The organism is Conexibacter sp. JCM 18997, assembly GCF_055391915.1.
On the sequence record NZ_AP043885.1, the window covers coordinates 330700 to 347914 of the forward strand.

The 17215-nt window shown below is 72.6% G+C and carries 19 protein-coding genes; 17 read left to right on the forward strand and 2 right to left on the reverse strand.

What is annotated here, in order from left to right:
* Positions 1-11: 11 nt before the first annotated feature.
* The 14 genes from ACZ5UI_RS01745 (at position 12) to ACZ5UI_RS01810 (ending at position 12913) form a co-directional block, all read left to right on the forward strand.
* Positions 12-1445, forward strand: coding sequence for a sulfatase family protein (locus tag ACZ5UI_RS01745; protein ID WP_464193597.1), 1434 nt, complete (start codon positions 12-14; stop codon positions 1443-1445).
* Between the two features lie 52 nt (positions 1446-1497).
* Positions 1498-2406 (forward strand): SMP-30/gluconolactonase/LRE family protein, encoded by a 909-nt coding sequence (locus ACZ5UI_RS01750; RefSeq protein WP_464193599.1) that lies wholly within the window; start codon positions 1498-1500, stop codon positions 2404-2406.
* A 79-nt stretch (positions 2407-2485) separates the two neighbouring features.
* Positions 2486-3979, forward strand: a complete 1494-nt coding sequence (locus ACZ5UI_RS01755) for an aldehyde dehydrogenase family protein (protein ID WP_464193601.1) — start codon at positions 2486-2488, stop codon at positions 3977-3979.
* A gap of 35 nt (positions 3980-4014) precedes the next feature.
* Complete coding sequence (locus ACZ5UI_RS01760; protein WP_464193603.1) at positions 4015-4395, forward strand: carboxymuconolactone decarboxylase family protein; 381 nt, start codon at positions 4015-4017, stop codon at positions 4393-4395.
* Complete coding sequence (locus tag ACZ5UI_RS01765) at positions 4392-5291, forward strand: NAD(P)-dependent oxidoreductase (protein ID WP_464193605.1); 900 nt, start codon at positions 4392-4394, stop codon at positions 5289-5291. The genes ACZ5UI_RS01760 and ACZ5UI_RS01765 overlap by 4 nt, the downstream gene beginning before the upstream one ends.
* A complete protein-coding gene (locus tag ACZ5UI_RS01770) occupies positions 5288-6301 on the forward strand; it encodes a dihydroxyacetone kinase subunit DhaK (RefSeq protein WP_464193607.1) in 1014 nt (337 codons plus the stop codon). Before ACZ5UI_RS01765 ends, ACZ5UI_RS01770 begins: the two co-directional genes overlap by 4 nt.
* Positions 6295-6960, forward strand: coding sequence for a DAK2 domain-containing protein (locus ACZ5UI_RS01775; protein WP_464193609.1), 666 nt, complete (start codon positions 6295-6297; stop codon positions 6958-6960). Before ACZ5UI_RS01770 ends, ACZ5UI_RS01775 begins: the two co-directional genes overlap by 7 nt.
* Positions 6953-8011, forward strand: coding sequence for a cobalamin-independent methionine synthase II family protein (locus ACZ5UI_RS01780; protein WP_464193611.1), 1059 nt, complete (start codon positions 6953-6955; stop codon positions 8009-8011). The genes ACZ5UI_RS01775 and ACZ5UI_RS01780 overlap by 8 nt, the downstream gene beginning before the upstream one ends.
* Positions 8008-9384, forward strand: a complete 1377-nt coding sequence (locus ACZ5UI_RS01785) for an aldehyde dehydrogenase family protein (protein ID WP_464193613.1) — start codon at positions 8008-8010, stop codon at positions 9382-9384. The genes ACZ5UI_RS01780 and ACZ5UI_RS01785 overlap by 4 nt, the downstream gene beginning before the upstream one ends.
* Positions 9377-9664, forward strand: coding sequence for a UxaA family hydrolase (locus ACZ5UI_RS01790; protein WP_464193615.1), 288 nt, complete (start codon positions 9377-9379; stop codon positions 9662-9664). Before ACZ5UI_RS01785 ends, ACZ5UI_RS01790 begins: the two co-directional genes overlap by 8 nt.
* A complete protein-coding gene (locus ACZ5UI_RS01795; protein ID WP_464193617.1) occupies positions 9661-10458 on the forward strand; it encodes a UxaA family hydrolase in 798 nt (265 codons plus the stop codon). Before ACZ5UI_RS01790 ends, ACZ5UI_RS01795 begins: the two co-directional genes overlap by 4 nt.
* Positions 10455-11600: a UxaA family hydrolase gene (locus ACZ5UI_RS01800; RefSeq protein WP_464193619.1), complete on the forward strand. Its 1146-nt coding sequence runs from the start codon at positions 10455-10457 to the stop codon at positions 11598-11600. The genes ACZ5UI_RS01795 and ACZ5UI_RS01800 overlap by 4 nt, the downstream gene beginning before the upstream one ends.
* Positions 11601-11612: 12 nt before the next feature.
* The gene (locus tag ACZ5UI_RS01805) at positions 11613-12053 is read left to right on the forward strand and encodes a nuclear transport factor 2 family protein (RefSeq protein ID WP_464193621.1); all 441 of its coding nucleotides are present in this window, start codon (positions 11613-11615) and stop codon (positions 12051-12053) included.
* Positions 12053-12913, forward strand: a complete 861-nt coding sequence (locus tag ACZ5UI_RS01810) for an LLM class F420-dependent oxidoreductase (protein WP_464193623.1) — start codon at positions 12053-12055, stop codon at positions 12911-12913. The genes ACZ5UI_RS01805 and ACZ5UI_RS01810 overlap by 1 nt, the downstream gene beginning before the upstream one ends.
* A gap of 8 nt (positions 12914-12921) precedes the next feature.
* Here the strand turns inward: ACZ5UI_RS01810 and ACZ5UI_RS01815 are convergent, their stop codons facing one another.
* Positions 12922-14124, reverse strand: coding sequence for a cytochrome P450 (locus tag ACZ5UI_RS01815; RefSeq protein ID WP_464193625.1), 1203 nt, complete (start codon positions 14122-14124; stop codon positions 12922-12924).
* Positions 14125-14223: 99 nt separating this feature from the next.
* Between ACZ5UI_RS01815 and ACZ5UI_RS01820 the strand changes: the two genes are divergently transcribed.
* The 3 genes from ACZ5UI_RS01820 (at position 14224) to ACZ5UI_RS01830 (ending at position 16115) form a co-directional block, all read left to right on the forward strand.
* Positions 14224-14877, forward strand: coding sequence for a GntR family transcriptional regulator (locus tag ACZ5UI_RS01820; protein ID WP_464193627.1), 654 nt, complete (start codon positions 14224-14226; stop codon positions 14875-14877).
* A gap of 64 nt (positions 14878-14941) precedes the next feature.
* The gene (locus ACZ5UI_RS01825) at positions 14942-15322 is read left to right on the forward strand and encodes a hypothetical protein (protein ID WP_464193629.1); all 381 of its coding nucleotides are present in this window, start codon (positions 14942-14944) and stop codon (positions 15320-15322) included.
* Positions 15312-16115: an N-acyl homoserine lactonase family protein gene (locus tag ACZ5UI_RS01830; RefSeq protein ID WP_464193631.1), complete on the forward strand. Its 804-nt coding sequence runs from the start codon at positions 15312-15314 to the stop codon at positions 16113-16115. Before ACZ5UI_RS01825 ends, ACZ5UI_RS01830 begins: the two co-directional genes overlap by 11 nt.
* On the opposite strand, the gene ACZ5UI_RS01835 is transcribed toward ACZ5UI_RS01830, so the two are convergent.
* Complete coding sequence (locus ACZ5UI_RS01835) at positions 16106-17125, reverse strand: LLM class flavin-dependent oxidoreductase (protein ID WP_464193633.1); 1020 nt, start codon at positions 17123-17125, stop codon at positions 16106-16108. The two genes, ACZ5UI_RS01830 and ACZ5UI_RS01835, sit on opposite strands and share 10 nt — an antisense overlap.
* Positions 17126-17215: the final 90 nt, after the last annotated feature.

The window sequence follows — 17215 nt, forward strand, 5'->3', positions numbered from 1 at the left end:
CTTCCGCGGCCATGCGCTCGTCTCGCGTCCTCCTGTGCCTGATCCTGATCGTCAACGGGCTGCTCGCCGTGCTGCTGGTGCCGGGCATCGCGGTCGCCTCGCGCCGCAACAACGTCGTGGTGATCGAGACCGACGACCAGACGATGGGCGATCTGGCGTCGATGCCGCACGTGCGCGACCTGATCGCCGACCAGGGTGCGTCGTTCACCAACTCGTTCGTGTCGCTGTCGCAGTGCTGTCCCTCGCGGGCGACGTTCCTGACCGGCCAGTACGCGCACAACCACGGCGTGCTGACCACGCAGCCGCCGTTCGGTGGCTTTCCGGCCTTCCACGATCGGCAGTCGCTGCCGGTGTGGCTGCAGCAGGCGGGCTATCGCACGGCGCTGGTCGGCAAGTACTTCAACAAGTACGGCAAGGACGACCCGACCTACGTCCCGCCCGGCTGGAGCGACTGGCACGGGCTGGAGGGCAGCACCGTCTACCACTACGAGGGCTTCTCGATCAACGACAACGGCCGCGTGCGCCGCTACCCGGGCCAGTACGAGAGCGACGTCCTCGAGGGGCTCGACCAGCGCTTCGTGCGCACCTCGGCCCGCCGGCGCAAGCCGTTCTTCCTGTGGGCGACGTTCGTCGCCCCGCACGTGGGCACGCCGCACGACGTGATGGCGCCGGCCAGAACGCACGAGGCGGTGCCGCTGGGGATCTTCGCCAACCCGTTCCTGGGCATCGACATGCCGCGCTCGCCCGCCTTCAACGAGGCCGACGTGCGCGACAAGCCGCGGGCCATCCGCGACCGGCCGCTGCTCACGCCGACCCAGACGCAGCAGCTGCGCACCGTGTGGGCGCGCCGCCAGGAGGCGCTGATGTCCGTCGACGAGGACGTCGTGCGGCTGATGCGCACGCTGCGCGCCACGCACACGCTGCGCCACACGCTGGTCATCTTCACCTCCGACAACGGCTACCTGATCGGCGACCACCGGATCCTGGAGAGCAAGGTGCTGCCCTACGAGCCGTCGATCCGGGTGCCGCTGATGATGCGCGGCCCAGGCATCCCGCACGACGTCTCACGCGACCAGCTCGCGTTCAACGGCGACCTGGCGCCGACGATCGTGGCCGAGGCGCACGCGCGCCCGGCCTGGCCGATGGACGGCCGGTCGCTGCTGCCGCTGGCCCGACACGGTGGGCGCAGCAACCGGGCGATCCTGCTCGAGGGACCGCCGCACGGCGACCGCCACGGCAACCTCGAGTTCACGGGCCTGCGCACGAAGGAGCACGTGTACGTCAGGTACCACGACGGCGAGGCCGAGCTGTACGACCTCCGCCACGATCCCTACGAGCTGCGCAACCTGGCCGGGCGACCGGCCGACCGGAACCTCGAGCGTCACCTCGCGCACCGGCTGGACCGGCTGCGCCACTGCTCGGGTCCGGAGTGCCGCACCGCCTGATCAGGCGAACTCCAGGAAAGATCAGCTGTGAGAATCTGATCTAATCTCCAATATGGAGAGAGACGCGCTGACCCTGGACGGGTTGATCGCCCCGGACGCCGAGCTCGTGCAGCTGGCCGACGGGTTCTGGTTCACCGAAGGGCCGACCTGGAACGGGCCGACGCAGGAGCTCGTGTTCAGCGACATCCCGGGCGACAAGCGCCTGCGCTGGACCGAGGCCGGCGGCCTCGAGCTGCTGATGGAGCCGACGTTCAAGGGCAACGGCCTGGTCTTCGAGGACGATGGCTCGCTGCTGGTCTGCGAGCAGGTCTCCAGCACGGTGATGCGCGTGCGCCGCGACGGCGTGCGCGAGCTCGTGGCCTACCACTACGAGGGCAAGTACCTCAACAGCCCCAACGACATCGTCACCCGCTCGGACGGCACGATCTGGTTCACCGATCCCGGCTACGGGCGCTGGGACGGGCCGTTCGGCGCCGGCCGCAAGCAGGAGCTCGACTTCCAGGGCGTCTTTCGCGTGCACCGCGACGGGGGCGACCTGACGCTGGTCTGCGACCGCGACGAGTTCGAGCAGCCCAACGGCCTGTGCTTCTCGCCCGACGAGTCGATCCTCTACGTCAACGACTCGCCGGTCGGCGAGATCAAGGCCTTCGACGTCAGCCCGGCGGGCGAGACGAGCAACGCCCGGCTGTTCTTCTCGGGCATCGGCGACGGCACGATCGAGGGCGGCACGCCCGACGGGATGAAGTGCGACGAGCTCGGCAACGTGTGGTGCACGGGCCCCGGCGGCGTCTGGGTGATCGCCCCGGACGGCGAGCAGATCGGGCTGCTCGAGGTGCCCGAGGTCGTCGGCAACCACGTGTGGGGCGGGGCCGATCTGCGGTCGCTGTACCTGACCGCCTCGGACAAGCTCTACGTCGTGCGCACGCTCGTGCGCGCGGCGGTGCTGCCGAACACGCGCTGAGCAGATCACGTACTGATTTCTGATAGCAAATTCGGTATGTTGTTCGACGCAGACCGATAGCAGTGAGGAGAGAGAGTCAATGACGGGAATCGAGACCGAGCGCCGGGTCGCCGGCGTGCCGGTGCCGGACGTGCCCACGCAGCTGTTCATCGACGGCCAGTGGCGCGACGCGTCCGACGGCGGCACGTTCGCCGTGGTCGCGCCGAGCACCGAGGAGCACCTGGCCGACGTCGCGGCCGCCACCGCCGCGGACATCGACGCCGCGGTCGCCGCCGCCCGTCGCCAGTTCGACGGCGGCGCCTGGTCGCAGCTGACCGGCGCCGATCGCGGCGTCCTGCTCTTCCGCCTGGCCGACCTGATCGAGCGCGACATCGACCTGCTGGCCACGCTCGAGGCCCTCGACGTCGGCCGCCCCGCCTTCGAGCCCAAGATGGTCGACCTGCCCAACGTCGTCGACGTGTTCCGCCACTTCGCGGGCTGGGCCGACAAGATCGAGGGTCGCTGGGTCTCGCCGCTGCCGATGTTCGGCGCCGTGCGCCAGGCCTACACGATCCGCGAGCCGCTCGGCGTGATCGGCGCGATCACCGCCTGGAACGCGCCCACGCTGATCGCCTCCTGGAAGCTCGGCCCGGCGCTGGCCGCCGGCAACACCGTGGTCCTCAAGCCCGCCGAGGACGCCTCGCTGAGCACGCTGCACCTCGCGCGCCTGATCGAGGAGGCGGGCTTCCCCGCCGGCACCGTCAACATCGTCCCGGGCACGGGCGAGACCGCCGGCGCCGCGCTGGTGCGCCACCCCGGCGTCGACAAGCTCAGCTTCACCGGCAGCCCCGAGGTCGGCCGCGACATCGCCATCCAGGCGGCCGGCGACTTCCGCCGCGTGACGCTCGAGCTCGGCGGCAAGTCGCCGCAGATCGTGCTGGCCGACGCCGATCTCGAGGCGGTCGTGCCTGGGCTGGCCATCGGGTTCCTGGCCAACCAGGGCGAGATCTGCGCGGCCGGCACGCGCATCCTCGTCGCGCGCGAGAAGTACGACGGCGTCGTCAGCGGCCTGGCCGAGGCGGCGAAGTCCGTGCGGGTCGGCAACCCGTTCGACCCCGACACGCAGATGGGCGCGCTGATCAACGCCAAGCAGCGCGACCGCGTGATGGGCTACATCGAGAAGGGCCAGGCCGAGGGCGCCGAGCTGGTCGCCGGAGGCGGGCGCCCCGACGGCGCCGGGTACTTCGTGCAGCCGACGGTCTTCGCCGGCGGCGGCAACCACACCTCGATCGCCCAGGACGAGATCTTCGGGCCGGTCGGGCTGGTGCTGCCGTTCGACGACGTCGACGACGCGATCGCCCAGGCCAACGACACGCGCTACGGCCTGGCGGCCTACGTGTGGACGCGCGACATCAGCGAAGCCCACCGGGTCGCCGGCCGCGTGCGCGCCGGATCGGTGTGGATCAACGGCGGCGGCGCCCCGGACGCGCGGTTGCCATGGGGCGGGACGAAGTCCAGCGGCCAGGGCCGTGAGCTCGGATTCGCGGGCATCGAGGCCAACACCGAGGAGAAGACGGTGACGATCACCCTCTAGGGGTGGCGGCCGCTCACCCAGTCAGGAGCAAGGGAATGGAAGACGAGCTGTACGCCACAGGCATCGCGATTCGCGAGCAGATGTGGGGTCCCGCAGGAGCGCAGGCGAAGGTGGATGCCGCCAGCGACTTCCAGCGCGATCTGGAGGAGACGGTCACGCGGTACTGCTTCGGCGCCACGTGGGGACGCCCCGGGCTGACCCACGCCGAGCGCTCGATGCTCACGCTGGGCATGCTGATCGCGCTGGGCCGGTCCCACGAGATCGGCGTCCACGTCGTGGGCGCGGTCAACAACGGGCTGACGCGCGAGCAGATCAAGGAGATCCTGCTGCACTCGGCCGCCTACTGCGGCATCCCCGCCGCGGTCGACGCGTTCCGCACCGCCGAGCCGGTGCTCGACCAGCTGGAGGAGTCGTGAGCGGCCCGGTCGGCTTCGTCGGCCTGGGCAACATGGGCTGGCCGATGGCGGCCAACCTGATCGGCGCCGGCCTGGACATCGTCGTCCACGACGCCGACGCCGCCCGCGCCGACGCGTTCGTGGCCGAGCGCGGTGGCCGCGTGGCCGGCGGCGCCGCCGGCTTCGCCGCGGTCGACACGCTGATCACGATGCTGCCCGACGACCGCATCGTCGCCTCGGTGCTGCTGGACGACGGCGTGGCTGGCGCCCTGCCCGCCGGCGCCGTGGTCGTCGACATGAGCTCGTCCAACCCGATCGGCACGCAGCGGCTGGGCGCCGCGTTGCCCGAGGGCATCGGCCTGGTCGACGCGCCCGTGTCCGGCGGCGTGCCCCGCGCGGTCGAGGGCACGCTGTCGATCATGGTCGGCGGCGCCGACGAGGCGGTCGACCACGCCATGGCGCTGCTCGAGGTCCTGGGCGAGCGGATCTTCCGCACCGGCGAGCTGGGTTCCGGCCACGCCATGAAGGCGCTGAACAACTACCTCGCCGCGGCCGCCTACTCGGCGGCCACCGAGGCGCTGGCCATCGGCCGCCGCTTCGGACTGGACCCCGAGACGATGTTCGACATCGTCAACACCTCGACGGGCCGCAGCTTCTCCAGCGAGGTCGTGCTGCGCGGCAACGTCGTGACCGGCGAGTACGCCACCGGGTTCGCGCTGGGCCTGCTGGCCAAGGACGTCGGCATCGCCGCCGCCCTGGCCGACGCGCTCGAGGTCGACACCCCGACGCTGGACCTGGTCAGCCGGCGCTGGGCCGAGGCCGCGCTCGCGCTGGGCGCGACCGCCGACCACTCCGAGGCGCACAAGCAGTGGTGGCCGGCCGACGCCGAGCACTTCACCAGCGTCAAGGCGCAATGAGCGTCGCGCGACGCCAGCTCGTCAACGACCCGCTGGATCTCGTCGACGAGGCGCTGCAGGGCCTGGCCCGTCAGTACCAGGGCGTGCTGGAGGTGCATCCCGACCCGGCGTTCGTCTCGCGCGTCCCGGATCCCGACGACGCCGCGCCGCGGGTCGCGCTGATCTCCGGCGGCGGCTCGGGCCACGAGCCGCTGCACAGCGGGTTCGTCGGCGCGGGCATGCTCGACGCCGCCGTCCCCGGGCTGATCTTCTCCAGCCCCACCGCCGCCCAGGTCGAGGCCGCCACCCGCGCGGTCGACCGCGGCCGCGGCGTGCTGCACATCATCAAGAACTACACCGGCGACGTGATGAACTTCGCGATCGCCGCCGAGGTGGTCGAGGACGACGGCATCGCCGTGCGCAGCGTGCTGGTCGACGACGACGTGGCCACCGACAACAGCGGCGCCGGTCCCGGGCGTCGCGGCACCGCTGCGGTGATCGTCGTCGAGAAGGTGTGCGGCGCGGCCGCCGCGCGCGGCGCGTCGCTGGAGGAGCTGGTCGCCCTGGGCGAGCGGGTCGTGGCCGGCGCACGCACGATGGCGCTGGCCGTCGAGCCGCTGACGCACCCCGGCCAGTCGCGCCCGTCCTTCGACCTGGGCCCCGACGAGGTCGAGATGGGCGTCGGCATCCACGGCGAGCGCGGGGTCGGTCGCCGGCCCTTCGCCTGCGCGCGCACGCTGACCGACCAGCTGGTCGAGCCGCTGCTGGCGGCGCTGCCGCTGGAACGCGGCGAGCGTGTGATCGCGATCGTCAACGGCCTGGGCGCCACCCATCCGCTCGAGCTCTCGCTGGTCTTCGCCCACCTGGGCGACCGGCTCGACGAGCAGGGCGTGGAGATCGCCCGCTGCCTGGTCGGCTCCTACGTGACCGCCCTGGACATGGGCGGCGTCTCGATCACGCTCGTGCGCGCCGACGACGCGCTGCTCGATCTCTGGGACGCCCCGGTGCGCACGCCGGCGCTGCGATGGTGAGCACCCCGGCGGTGCTCGACGCGGCGCAGGCGCGGGCCTGGGTCGAGGCGTTCCTGGTGGCCATCGACGCCCATCACGACGAGCTGGGCGAGCTGGATCGGCGCAGCGGCGACGGCGACTTCGGCTCCAACCTGCGCGCCGCCCGCCGGCGGATCGCGATCGCCCTGGAGAGCGCGTCGGCCAACGTGTCGGCCCCGTTCGCCGCCGCCTCGTCCGGGTTCATGGCCACCGGCGGCACCAGCGGCCCGCTGTTCGGCATGTGGTTCCGGGCGCTGGCCCGGGCCGGTGGCGACGCGCCGACGATGACGCTCGACGCGCTGGCCGCCGGGGCCGCCGACGGCGTGGCCACGATCCAGCGCCTGGGGGGCGCGCAGCTCGGCGACAAGACGATGGTCGACGCGTTCGCGCCGGCCATCGAGGCGCTGTCGGCCGGCGGTCCCGATCGCTCCGTCGCCGACGCGCTGGAGCGCGCCGCCGCCGCGGCCGCCGCCGGCGCGGAGGCCACCGCCGTCCTGGCCGCCCGGCGCGGCCGCTCGTCCTACGTCGGCGACGTCGCCCGTGGCGTGCCCGATCCCGGAGCGCGCGCCGTCGCGCTCCTGTTCGCCTGCGGGGCGCGCGCCGCCGCGCCCGCCACCACCTCGGAGGAGACCCATGCCTGACCCCGTGCGCGCCGACAACCTCGGCAGCTTCCTGCGTCCCGACTACCTGCTGGAGGCCCGCGCCGCCGAGCTGCCCGCCGAGGAGCTGCGCGCGGTCGAGGACCGGGCGGTGGAGGAGGTCATCGCCTTCCAGGAGGCGCTCGGGCTGCCGGTCGTCACCGACGGCGAGTTCCGCCGGCGCTTCTTCTTCTCGACGATCGAGGTGCTGGTCGACGGGATCGATCCGCTCGGCTACGTGCGGCACCATCGCGACGAGCACGGTGTCGAGCAGGAGCTGCGCACGCCGACCCCGACCGCCCGGCTGACGCGCATCTCGACGCTGGCCCAGTACGAGGGCGAGTTCGTGCGCGCGCGGACGCAGCGGCTGGTCAAGGTGACGATGCCCAGCCCGTCGCTGCTGTCGGTGTACTGGAAGGAGGGCGTCTCCCACGGCTACGACAGCCGCGAGGACTACCTCGACCACCTGGTGGAGCTGATGAACGAGGACGTCCGCTCGCTGGCGGCGGCCGGGGTGGACCAGGTGCAGATCGACGCGCCCCACTACGCCTACATCCAGAAGGTCATGGACGTCGAGGACCGCAACGCCAAGCTGCGCGAGCTGGTGGAGATCGACAACCGCGTGTTCGCCGGTGTGGACGGGATCACCACCGCGCTGCACGTGTGCCGCGGCAACGACCGCAGCCACTTCACCGGCACGGAGTCCTACGACGGGTTCGCGGCGGCGATCTACCCGTACACCGCGGCGCAGCGGCTGCTGCTGGAGTACGACGACGATCGCTCCGGCGGCTTCGGCTCGCTGGTCCACGCCCGCGAGGACCAGGACGTCGTGCTCGGCCTGGTCACGACCAAGCGCCCCGACATGGAGAGCCCGGACGAGCTGAAGGCGCGCATCGACGAGGCCGCCCAGTTCGTGCCGATGGAGCGGCTCGCCCTGTCCACGCAGTGCGGCTTCGGCTCCAACGCCGAGGGCAACGCGATCGACACCGACGCGCAGCGCGCCAAGCTGGAGCTCGTCGTCTCCGTGGCCGAGGACGTATGGGGCAACGCATGAGCGCGATCGACGTCCTCGACCCGACCACCGGCGACACGCTGGCCGCGGTGGCCAGCTCGACGCCCGACCAGGTGCACCGCGCGTTGGAGGCGGCCACGCTCGCGCAGCGCGGCTGGGCGCGCACGCCGCCGATGGAGCGCGGCGCGCACATCCGCGCGCTGGCCGATCTGATCGCCGCCCACCGCGAGGCGCTGGCCGAGCTGGTCTGCCGCGAGGTGGGCAAGCCGCTCTCCCAGGCCCGCGGCGAGGTCGACTTCGCCGAGGCCTACCTGCGCTACAACGCCGAGTGGGACCGCCGGCTGGAGGGCGAGATCCTCCCGGGCGACGTGCCCGGCGAGCAGATCCACCTGCTGCGCGTGCCCGTCGGCGTGGTCGTGGCGATCTGCCCGTGGAACTTCCCGCTGGCCGTGCTGTGTCGCAAGATCGGCCCGGCGCTGGTCACCGGCAACACCGTGGTGATCAAGCCGAGCGAGATCTCGCCGCTGAGCACGCTGGAGCTCCTGCGCCTGGCCGACGAGCAGCTCGACTTCCCGCCCGGCGTGCTCAACGTCGTCACCGGCGCGCGCGAGACCGGCCGCGCGCTGGTCGACTCGCCGCTGACCTCGCTGGTGTCGTTCACCGGCCACCGCGACACCGGCAAGGAGGTGATGGTCCGCGCGGCGGAGCACCTCACGCGCGTGTCGCTGGAGCTGGGCGGGAAGGCGCCGGCGATCGTCTGGCGCGACGCCGACCTGGAGCTGGCCGTCGAGGCGATCGTCGCCGCCCGCCACACCAACGCCGGCCAGGTGTGCACCTCGGCCGAGCGCGTGCTGGTGCACAACGACGTGCTGGAGCCGTTCACCGAGCGCTACGCCGCGGCGGTCGGGGCGCTGACGCTGGGCGACCCGATGAGCGACGTCGACATGGGCCCCCTGGCCAGCGCCGCGCAGTGGTCCAAGACGAACGCGGCGCTGGAAGGCGCGCTGGCCGACGGCGCCCAGCTCGTCGTCTCCGGCGAGGTGCCCTCCGAGCGCGGCTTCTGGCACGCGCCCGCGGTGCTGCGCAACGTGCGCCCGGAGATGGCGATCATGGTCGAGGAGACGTTCGGCCCGATCACCCCGATCATCGGCATCGACTCGCTCGACGAGGCGCTGGCGCAGGCCAACGCCTCGCGCTACGGCCTGTCGGCCTACCTGTTCTCGCGCGACTACCCGACGATCATGCGCGCGGTCGACGAGTTCGACTCGGGTGAGATCTACATCAACCGCACGCTCGGCGAGTCGGTCCACGCCCACCACACCGGCTACAAGGAGTCGGGCATCGGCGGCGAGGACGGCAAGTGGGGGCTGCTGCGCTACACGCAGATCAAGACCGCCTACCACCACCATGGCTGACCGGCCGCGGGCGCTGGTCCTCGATCCCGCCGACAACGTCGCGGTCGCCGTGGTCGCGCTGGCCGCGGGCGACGTCGTGCTCGACCTGGCCCTGCGCGAGGACATCCGCTTCGGCCACAAGCTCGCCCTGGCCGACATCCCGGCGGGCGAGGCGATCGTCAAGTACCACGAGGTGATCGGCCGCGCGAGCGCCGACATCGCCGCCGGCTCGCACGTGCACGTCCACAACGTGGTCAGCGCGCGGATGCCCGGCCCGGAAGGCTCGGAGGACTCGCAGTGATCGGCCATCGCCGCTCCGACGGCCGCTTCGGCGTGCGCGACCACGTGCTCGTGCTGCCGTCGGTCGTGTGCTCGACCAACGCGGCGCAGACGATCGCCCGCGAGACCGGCGCGGTCCACGTGACCCACCAGCACGGCTGCCTGCACGTCGGCGACGACCTGCGCCACACCGAGGGCGCGCTGATCGGCACCGCGGTCAACCCCAACGTCGGCGGCGTCGTCGTGGTCAGCCTGGGCTGCGAGACGATCCAGGGCAAGCGCCTGGCCCGGCGCATCGAGGACGCCGGCCAGCGCGTGGCCTTCGTCGGCATCCAGGTCGAGGGCGGCACGGACCGGGCGGTCGCGGCGGGCGTCGAAGCGGTCGACGACCTGCGCGCCATGCTGGACGAGACGCCGCCCGAGCCGCTGCCCGCCGAGGCGGTGGTCGTCGGCATCGACCGTCGCGACGACGCGTTGCGCGGCGCGCTGCAGGAGCGCGGGTGGCAGGTCGTCGACGCGCCCGAGGGGCTGTCGTCCGGCCAGGCGCACGTGGCGCTGGCCGGGGCCGGCGCGCAGGTCATCGTCTCGGTGCGCGGGCCGGGCGAGGCGCCGCTGGGCTTCGCCGTCTGCCCGGTGGTGGCCGTGGCCCAGGACCCGGCGATGTACGCGGCCCTGCACGACGACTTCGACCTCGAGCACGGCTCCGTGGCCGCGGTGGTCGCCCGGGTCGAGGCCACGCTGGCCGGTGAGCCGACGGCCTCGGAGCGCCGTGGGGCCCGGGACTTCGTGCTGCACCGGCTGGCGGTGACGATGTGACGCCGCTGAGCGGATACCGACGGCCCAACGGGACGTGGGGCGTGCGCAACCACGTGCTCGTCCTGCCGGCCCGCACGGCGGCCAACCGCGCGGCCGAGCAGATCGCCGACGCGGTCGACGGCGCCGTCGCCGTGACCCACGAGTGGGAGGGCGTGCCCGGCGACCGTGACGCCGCGCTCGTCGCCCGCACGCTGACCGGCTTCGCCACCAACCCCAACGTCGGCGCGGTGCTGCTGGTGGCCATCGACGACGGCGACGCGCCGCTGGCCGACGCGATCGGCGCGCGCGGGCAGGTGGTCCACACGCTGTGGATGGCCGCGTTCGGCGGGACCGCCGGCACCGTGACCGCCGGCGTCGAGCTGGCCGCGGAGCTCGTCGGAGAGGTGGCCGCGCTGGAGCGCGAGCCGATGCCGCTGAGCGCGCTGGCCATCGGCCTGGAGTGCGGCGGCTCGGACGCGCTGTCGGGCATCACCGCCAACCCCGCGCTGGGGATCGCCAGCGACCGACTAGTCGACGCGGGCGCGACGACGATGCTCTCCGAGGTGCCCGAGCTGGTCGGCGCCGAGGAGATCCTGGCCGCCCGCGCGATCAACCCGGACGTGGCGCGGCGGATGGTCGCCGTGGTGCAGGACTTCGAGCGCGCGGTGGAGGCGCTGGGGGTCGACATCCGCGGCGCGCAGCCGACGCCCGGCAACATCGACGGCGGCCTGACGACGATCGAGGAGAAGTCGCTGGGTGCGGCCAAGAAGGCCGGCAACGCGCCGCTGACCGGCGTGATCGACTTCGCCTGCCCGCCCGACGTGCCCGGCCTGTACGTGATGGACACGCCCGGGCACGACATCGAGCAGATGGTCGGCCTGGTGGCCGGCGGCTGCCAGATCGTCGCCTTCACCACCGGCCGCGGCACGCCGACCGGATCGGCGATCGCCCCGTGCCTGAAGATCTCGACGAACACCGCGATCTTCGAGCGCATGGACGGCGACATCGACCTCGACGCGGGCGCGATCCTGACCGGCAGGCACACGCTGCAGTCGATGGGCGACCTGATCCACGACACCCTGCTGGACGTCGCCAACGGCGCCGAGACGTCGTCCGAGCGGCGCGGCAACCGTGAGTTCGCGATCCGCCGCACCCACTACTAGGAGTCGAGCGAGATGACCGATTCGATCGAGCAGCGGCTGGCCCGGCTGGAGGACACCGAGGCCATCCGCCGCCTGTTCCAGGCCTACCAGCGCGCGCTGGACGGCAAGGACTTCCGGGCCTACGCGGCGCTGTTCGCGCGCGACGGGGTGTTCGTGGCCGGCGACCACCAGGCCACCGGCCCGGAGGAGATCTTCGCGCTGGTCGACAGCATGCCCGGGTCCGGGCTGCTGACCGAGCGCACGGGCGACGACTTCCACCTGGTCAGCAACGTCGACATCGCGGTCGACGGGGACCGGGCCACGGCGACCAGCACGTGGAGCTACGTCGTGCGCGCCGGCGACGACACGCCGCGGCTGGAGAAGCTGGGCCACTACGCGGACGAGCTGGTCCGCGAGGACGGCGCCTGGCGCTTCGCCCGCCGGGCGGCGCCGACCGACATCCCCCGCGCCTGATGCCCGCCGAGCTGGGCCGGGTGGGCATCTGGAGCAACCCGCTGCGCTACCACGAGGACCGCGGCGCGGTGGCCGACGCCGCGGCCGAGCTCGACGCGCTGGGCTACGGAACGCTGTGGCTGCCCGACGTGGGCGGCGACGTCTTCGGCGACCTCGAGCACGTGCTGTCGGCCACCGAGCGGGTCACCGTGGCCACCGGGATCCTGAACATCTGGATGCACGACGCGGCGTTCGTCGGCCGCGGCGTCGCGGCGCTGGACGAGCGCCATCCGGATCGCTTCCTGCTCGGCCTGGGCGCCAGCCACGCCGTGGTGGTCGACGCGACCGAGCCCGGCCGCTACGCCAAGCCGTACTCGGCGATGGTCGACTACCTGGACGCGTTGGATCGCGCCACGCCGACGGTGCCGGCGGACAACCGGCTACTGGCCGCGCTGGGCCCGCGCATGCTCGAGCTGTCGCGCGACCGGGCCGCCGGCGCGCATCCGTATCTGGTCCCGGCCGAGCACACGCGCCAGGCGCGGGCGCTGCTGGGACCCGACCGGCTGCTGGCGCCGGAGATCGGCGTGCTGCTCGATCCCGCCGACGGCCTGGCCGCCGCGCGCGCCCACGTGGCCGACTACCTGGCCCTGCCCAACTACGCGCGCAACCTGCGCCGCCTGGGCTTCGGCGACGCGGACCTGCGCGACGGCGGCAGCGAGCGGCTGGCCCGCGCGCTGGTGGCCTGGGGCGACGAGGCGGCGATCGCCGCGCGTGTGGACGAGCACCTGGCCGCCGGCGCCGACCACGTGTGCCTGCAGGTGCTGGGGGAGGCCCCGCTGCCTCGCGAGACGTGGCGGCGCCTGGCCGCGGCGCTCTGCTGAGCGTCTGGTCAGGCGTCCCAGGCGACGTTCAGTCGCGTGGGGCCGCGGAACACCCACCCGCGGACCTCGGGCGGGTGGTCGAGGTCCAGCCGCAATCCGGGCAGCCGATCGAGCAGGGTGGGCAGCGCGACCGCGCCAATCTGGTGGCGGGCCATCCACACGCCGAGGCAGAAGTGATGGCCCACGCCGAACGCCGCGTTGCGGGTCTTGGGCCGGGTGATGTCGAACACGTCGGCGCGCTCGAAGTGCTGCTCGTCGCGGTTGGCCGAGGCGACGATGATGGCCAGGCGCGCGCCGGGCTCCAGCGCCGCGCCGCCCAACTGGACCGGCTCGGCCACCTGGCGGCCGAACACGGCCAGCGGCGATCCCCAGCGCAGGATCTCCTCGGTGGCGGCGGGCCAGCGCTCGGGCTCGCGGCGCAGCAGGTCGAGCTGGTCGCGGTTGGCCAGCAGCGCCCAGGCGCCCAGGCCGATCCCGTCGCGCGGCTCGTTGAGGCCGCCGCCGATCAGCAGCTTGACGTTGGCCCGGATCTCGGCGCGGTCCAGCGGCTGGCCGGCGCCGTCGGCGTGGACCATCGCGCTGATGATCGACGCGTCCGGGACGACGCGGACGCGCTCGACGGCGGCGTCGGTCATCACGTCGATCTCGCGCGCCGCGCGCTCGCTGCGCGCCCAGATCTCCCCGTCGTCACCGTAGTTTCCGGTGCCGTCCATCAGCGCCTGGGACCAGAACTGGAGCTGGTCGTCGCCGGCGTCGGGGAGGCCGAGGATCGCGGCCAGGCAGCGCGCGGTGAAGGGGCCGGCGAAGTCGCGCATCAGCTCGCCCTCGCCCCGGGCGGCGAAGTCGTCGATCAGCTCCTGGGCGATCGACTGGAACAGCGGGCGCCAGTGCTGCTCGACGGCCGCGGGGCGCAGCGGGTCCTGCGCGGCCCGGCGCAGCCGCTTGTGCGCGGCGCCGTCGGTGCGCAGCATCGTGCGCCCCATGACGCGCGTTTGGAGCGAGTGCTCCTCCATCGCGGTGAAGGCCGAGCCGGTCTCGACGGCGACGACGTCCTCCCAGCGGGTGACCGCCCAGCGGTCGAGCGCGTCGACCCACACCACGCCGGGCCGGCGCAGGCGGCGGTAGATCGGGTAGGGGTTGCGATCGAGTTCCTGCAGCGAGACGGAGCCGTCGTCGTGGGGACCCGAGCCGCGACGGGAATCGGCGACCATGAGGAAGGATCCTATCAAAAATGATGTATGGACCTCTGATCGAAGACTGGTATCAGGCCGGTTCAGTCGATAACGTCTGTCCTATGGCGAAAGGCCGAAATGGGCAGTAAGCAGGAGCACGTCTACACGGTCCTGCGCCGCCGGATCCTGGACGGGACCTACCCGCCCGGCTACCGCCTGGTCATCGACACGCTCGGGCAGGAGCTCAACGTCAGCCCGATGCCCGTGCGCGAGGCGATCCGTCGCCTGGAGGCCGAGCACTGGGTGGCCTACCAGCGCAACGCCGGCGCGCGCGTCGCGCCGCGCGACGCGGAGTCGTGGGCCGAGGCGATCGAGGCGCTCGGGCTGCTCGAGGGCTTCGTCACCGCCAAGGCCGCGCCGTTCATCACCGACGAGGATCTCGCGCGCATGCGCGCGATCGACGAGGAGATGCTGGCCGACGTCGAGGCGCTCGACGTGCTGGCCCTGACCGAGCACAACGAGGCGTTCCATCGCGTCGTGTGGGAGCGCTGCCCCAACCGCATCCTGCGCCGCGAGGTCGAGCAGGCCGCGGCCCGCCTGGACGCGATGCGCTCGACGATCTACTTCCCGATGCCCTCGCGCGGGCGGCCGTCGATCGAGGAGCACGAGGAGCTCATCGCGATGCTCGAGGCCCAGGCGCCGGCCGACGACATCGAGCGCTTCGCCCGCGAGCACCGGCTGAAGACGATCGACGCGCAGAACGCGCGCCGATCGCGCACCACCGCCGTCTGATCCGATCAGATCCTCACGCGGTTTCCTATAGGATCCGCGTGGGCCGATTTGAGAGGAGAGACCGGTGGGACGCAACCTGCACATCGTCTTCAGCCACCCCGGCGCCGGGGTCACCGACGAGGAGTTCGATCACTGGTACGAGGCGCACCTGGACGAGATCCTGTCGATGCCGGGGTTCCACTCCGCGCAGCGCTACCGCCTGCAACCGGCGGTCGTGGATCCGGACGCGCGCTTCGACTTCCGCAACATCGTGGTCTACGAGGTCGACGACGACACGAAGGCGCTGATGGAGGGGATGGAGGCGGCCAACCTCAACGACGCCGACGCCTACGTGGACCGCAAGGAGGCCGGCGACGACGGGCCCGCGCTGCCCGCCTGGTGGGACGGCGTCCGCTTCGCCTCGTTCAACTGCATCGCGATCGGGGAGCGCCACCATGCGTCCTGACGGCGTCCGGCTGTTCCTGTTCGACGGCGGCAGCGTGCACATGCCGATGCGCAACCACATCGCGGGCGCCGATCCAGCCGAGATGGTCACCACGCCGGTGCCCTGGTACCTGCTCACCCACCCGCGCGGGAACGTGATCATCGACGGCGGCAACGCGCCCGAGGTGGCCGTCGACGTGGCTGCCCACTGGGGCGAGATCACGAAGATGTCGACGGCGCACATGACGCCCGACCAGGCGGTGCTGCCCTCGCTGGAGCGCCTGGGGATCGCGCCCGAGTCGATCCGCTGGGTGGTCCAGAGCCACCTGCACCTCGACCACACCGGCGCGGTGGCCGTGATCGACCGACTGCCCAACGCGCAGGTGCTCGTCTCGCGCACGGAGTACCAGTGGGCGCTGGCCCCCGACGGCTTCAGCGCGTTGGGCTACGTGCACGCCGACTTCGTCAAGCCGGGCGTCGACTGGGTCTTCCTGGAGGACCGCGACGACGGCTGGGACCTGTTCGGCGACGGCACCCTGCGCTGCTGGCGGACCCCGGGCCACTCGCCCGGCCACCTGTCCTTCGAGGTGACGGTGTCCAGCGGCGAGACGTTCCTGCTGCTGATGGACGCGGCCAGCACGATCGACCACCTGGAGGAGCGCGTGCAGCCCGGGTTCAACCTCGACGCCGTGGCCGGCCCGCGGTCGCTGCGGCGGCTGCGCTTGCTGGCCTGGCGGTCGGAGGCGACGATCATCCCCGGCCACGACCCGGAGCTGTGGCCGACGCTGCGCAAGGCGCCGGAGTACTACGGCTGAGCGGCGACGGGGGCGGCCAGCGCCGGCGCCACGTGGGTGGCGATCAGCTCGATGTGGCGGCGGACGAGGTCCTCGTCCAGGCCGGCGATCTTGTCCCAGAAGTAGACCGACGTGACCGGCATGCCCGGCAGCCAGGCGCGCAGCCGCCGGATCGCCTCCTCGGGCGTGACGACGTCGAAGTCCGAGGTGAGCATCATCGGGCCGGGGGAGCGCAGCGTCAGCGGGTCCAGGGTGCTGCGCCGACCGAAGACCGGATCCAGCGCGATCGGCGGGTCGACCGCCGCGGCGCGGTAGGTCTCCCACATGTAGGCCAGGTGCGGCGCGACCTGGGCCCACACGCGCTCGGGGTCGTCGGCCAGCAGCAGGCTGGCCACGCCCGACACGCGCATCCCGTCGGGCGGGTGGCCGGCGGCCAGGTAGGCGTCGCGGTAGACCGCGAAGACCGCGGGATCCAGGTACAGCAGCCCCTCGCCCAGCCGCCCGGCCATGCGCGCGGTGCGCGGCCCCATCGCGCCGACCCAGATCGGCACGCGCGGCTGGATCGGCGCGGGCGTGACCACGCCCTCGGCCCACAGCCGGCGGATCTCGCGGATGCGCTCCTCGAGCACGCTGAAGCGGGTGGTCACGTCGCGGTCGAACAGCGCGAACTCGGCGCGCCGGTAGCCGGCGCCGAGGCCGAGCTCCAGGCGCCCGCTGCTGAGCACGTCGACCAGCGCGGCCTGCTCGGCGATGTCGGCCGCGTCGCGCAGCGGCGCCAGCAGGACGCCGGTGCCGATGCGGATGCGGCTGGTCACGGCGGCGATCGCCGCGGCGAAGGTCAGCGGCTGGGGCAGGTAGCCGTCGGGGAACCCGTGGTGCTCGGTCAGCCAGGCCTCGTGGATCCCCAGCTCCTCGGCGTAGCGGATCCGCTCCAGCGCCTCGCGGAAGACGACATCGGACGGGCGTTTCCACGGGGGCGGGTTGCGCAGATCGGAGTAGATCCCGACGCGTATGGACGCTTCCACTTGCATATCTAGACGCAAAAACGTATAGGATCTGGCGAAGCGATTCGCCGGGCTGCGGGTCGCACGGTCAGGAGGAGAGAGAGCAAGTGTCGGACA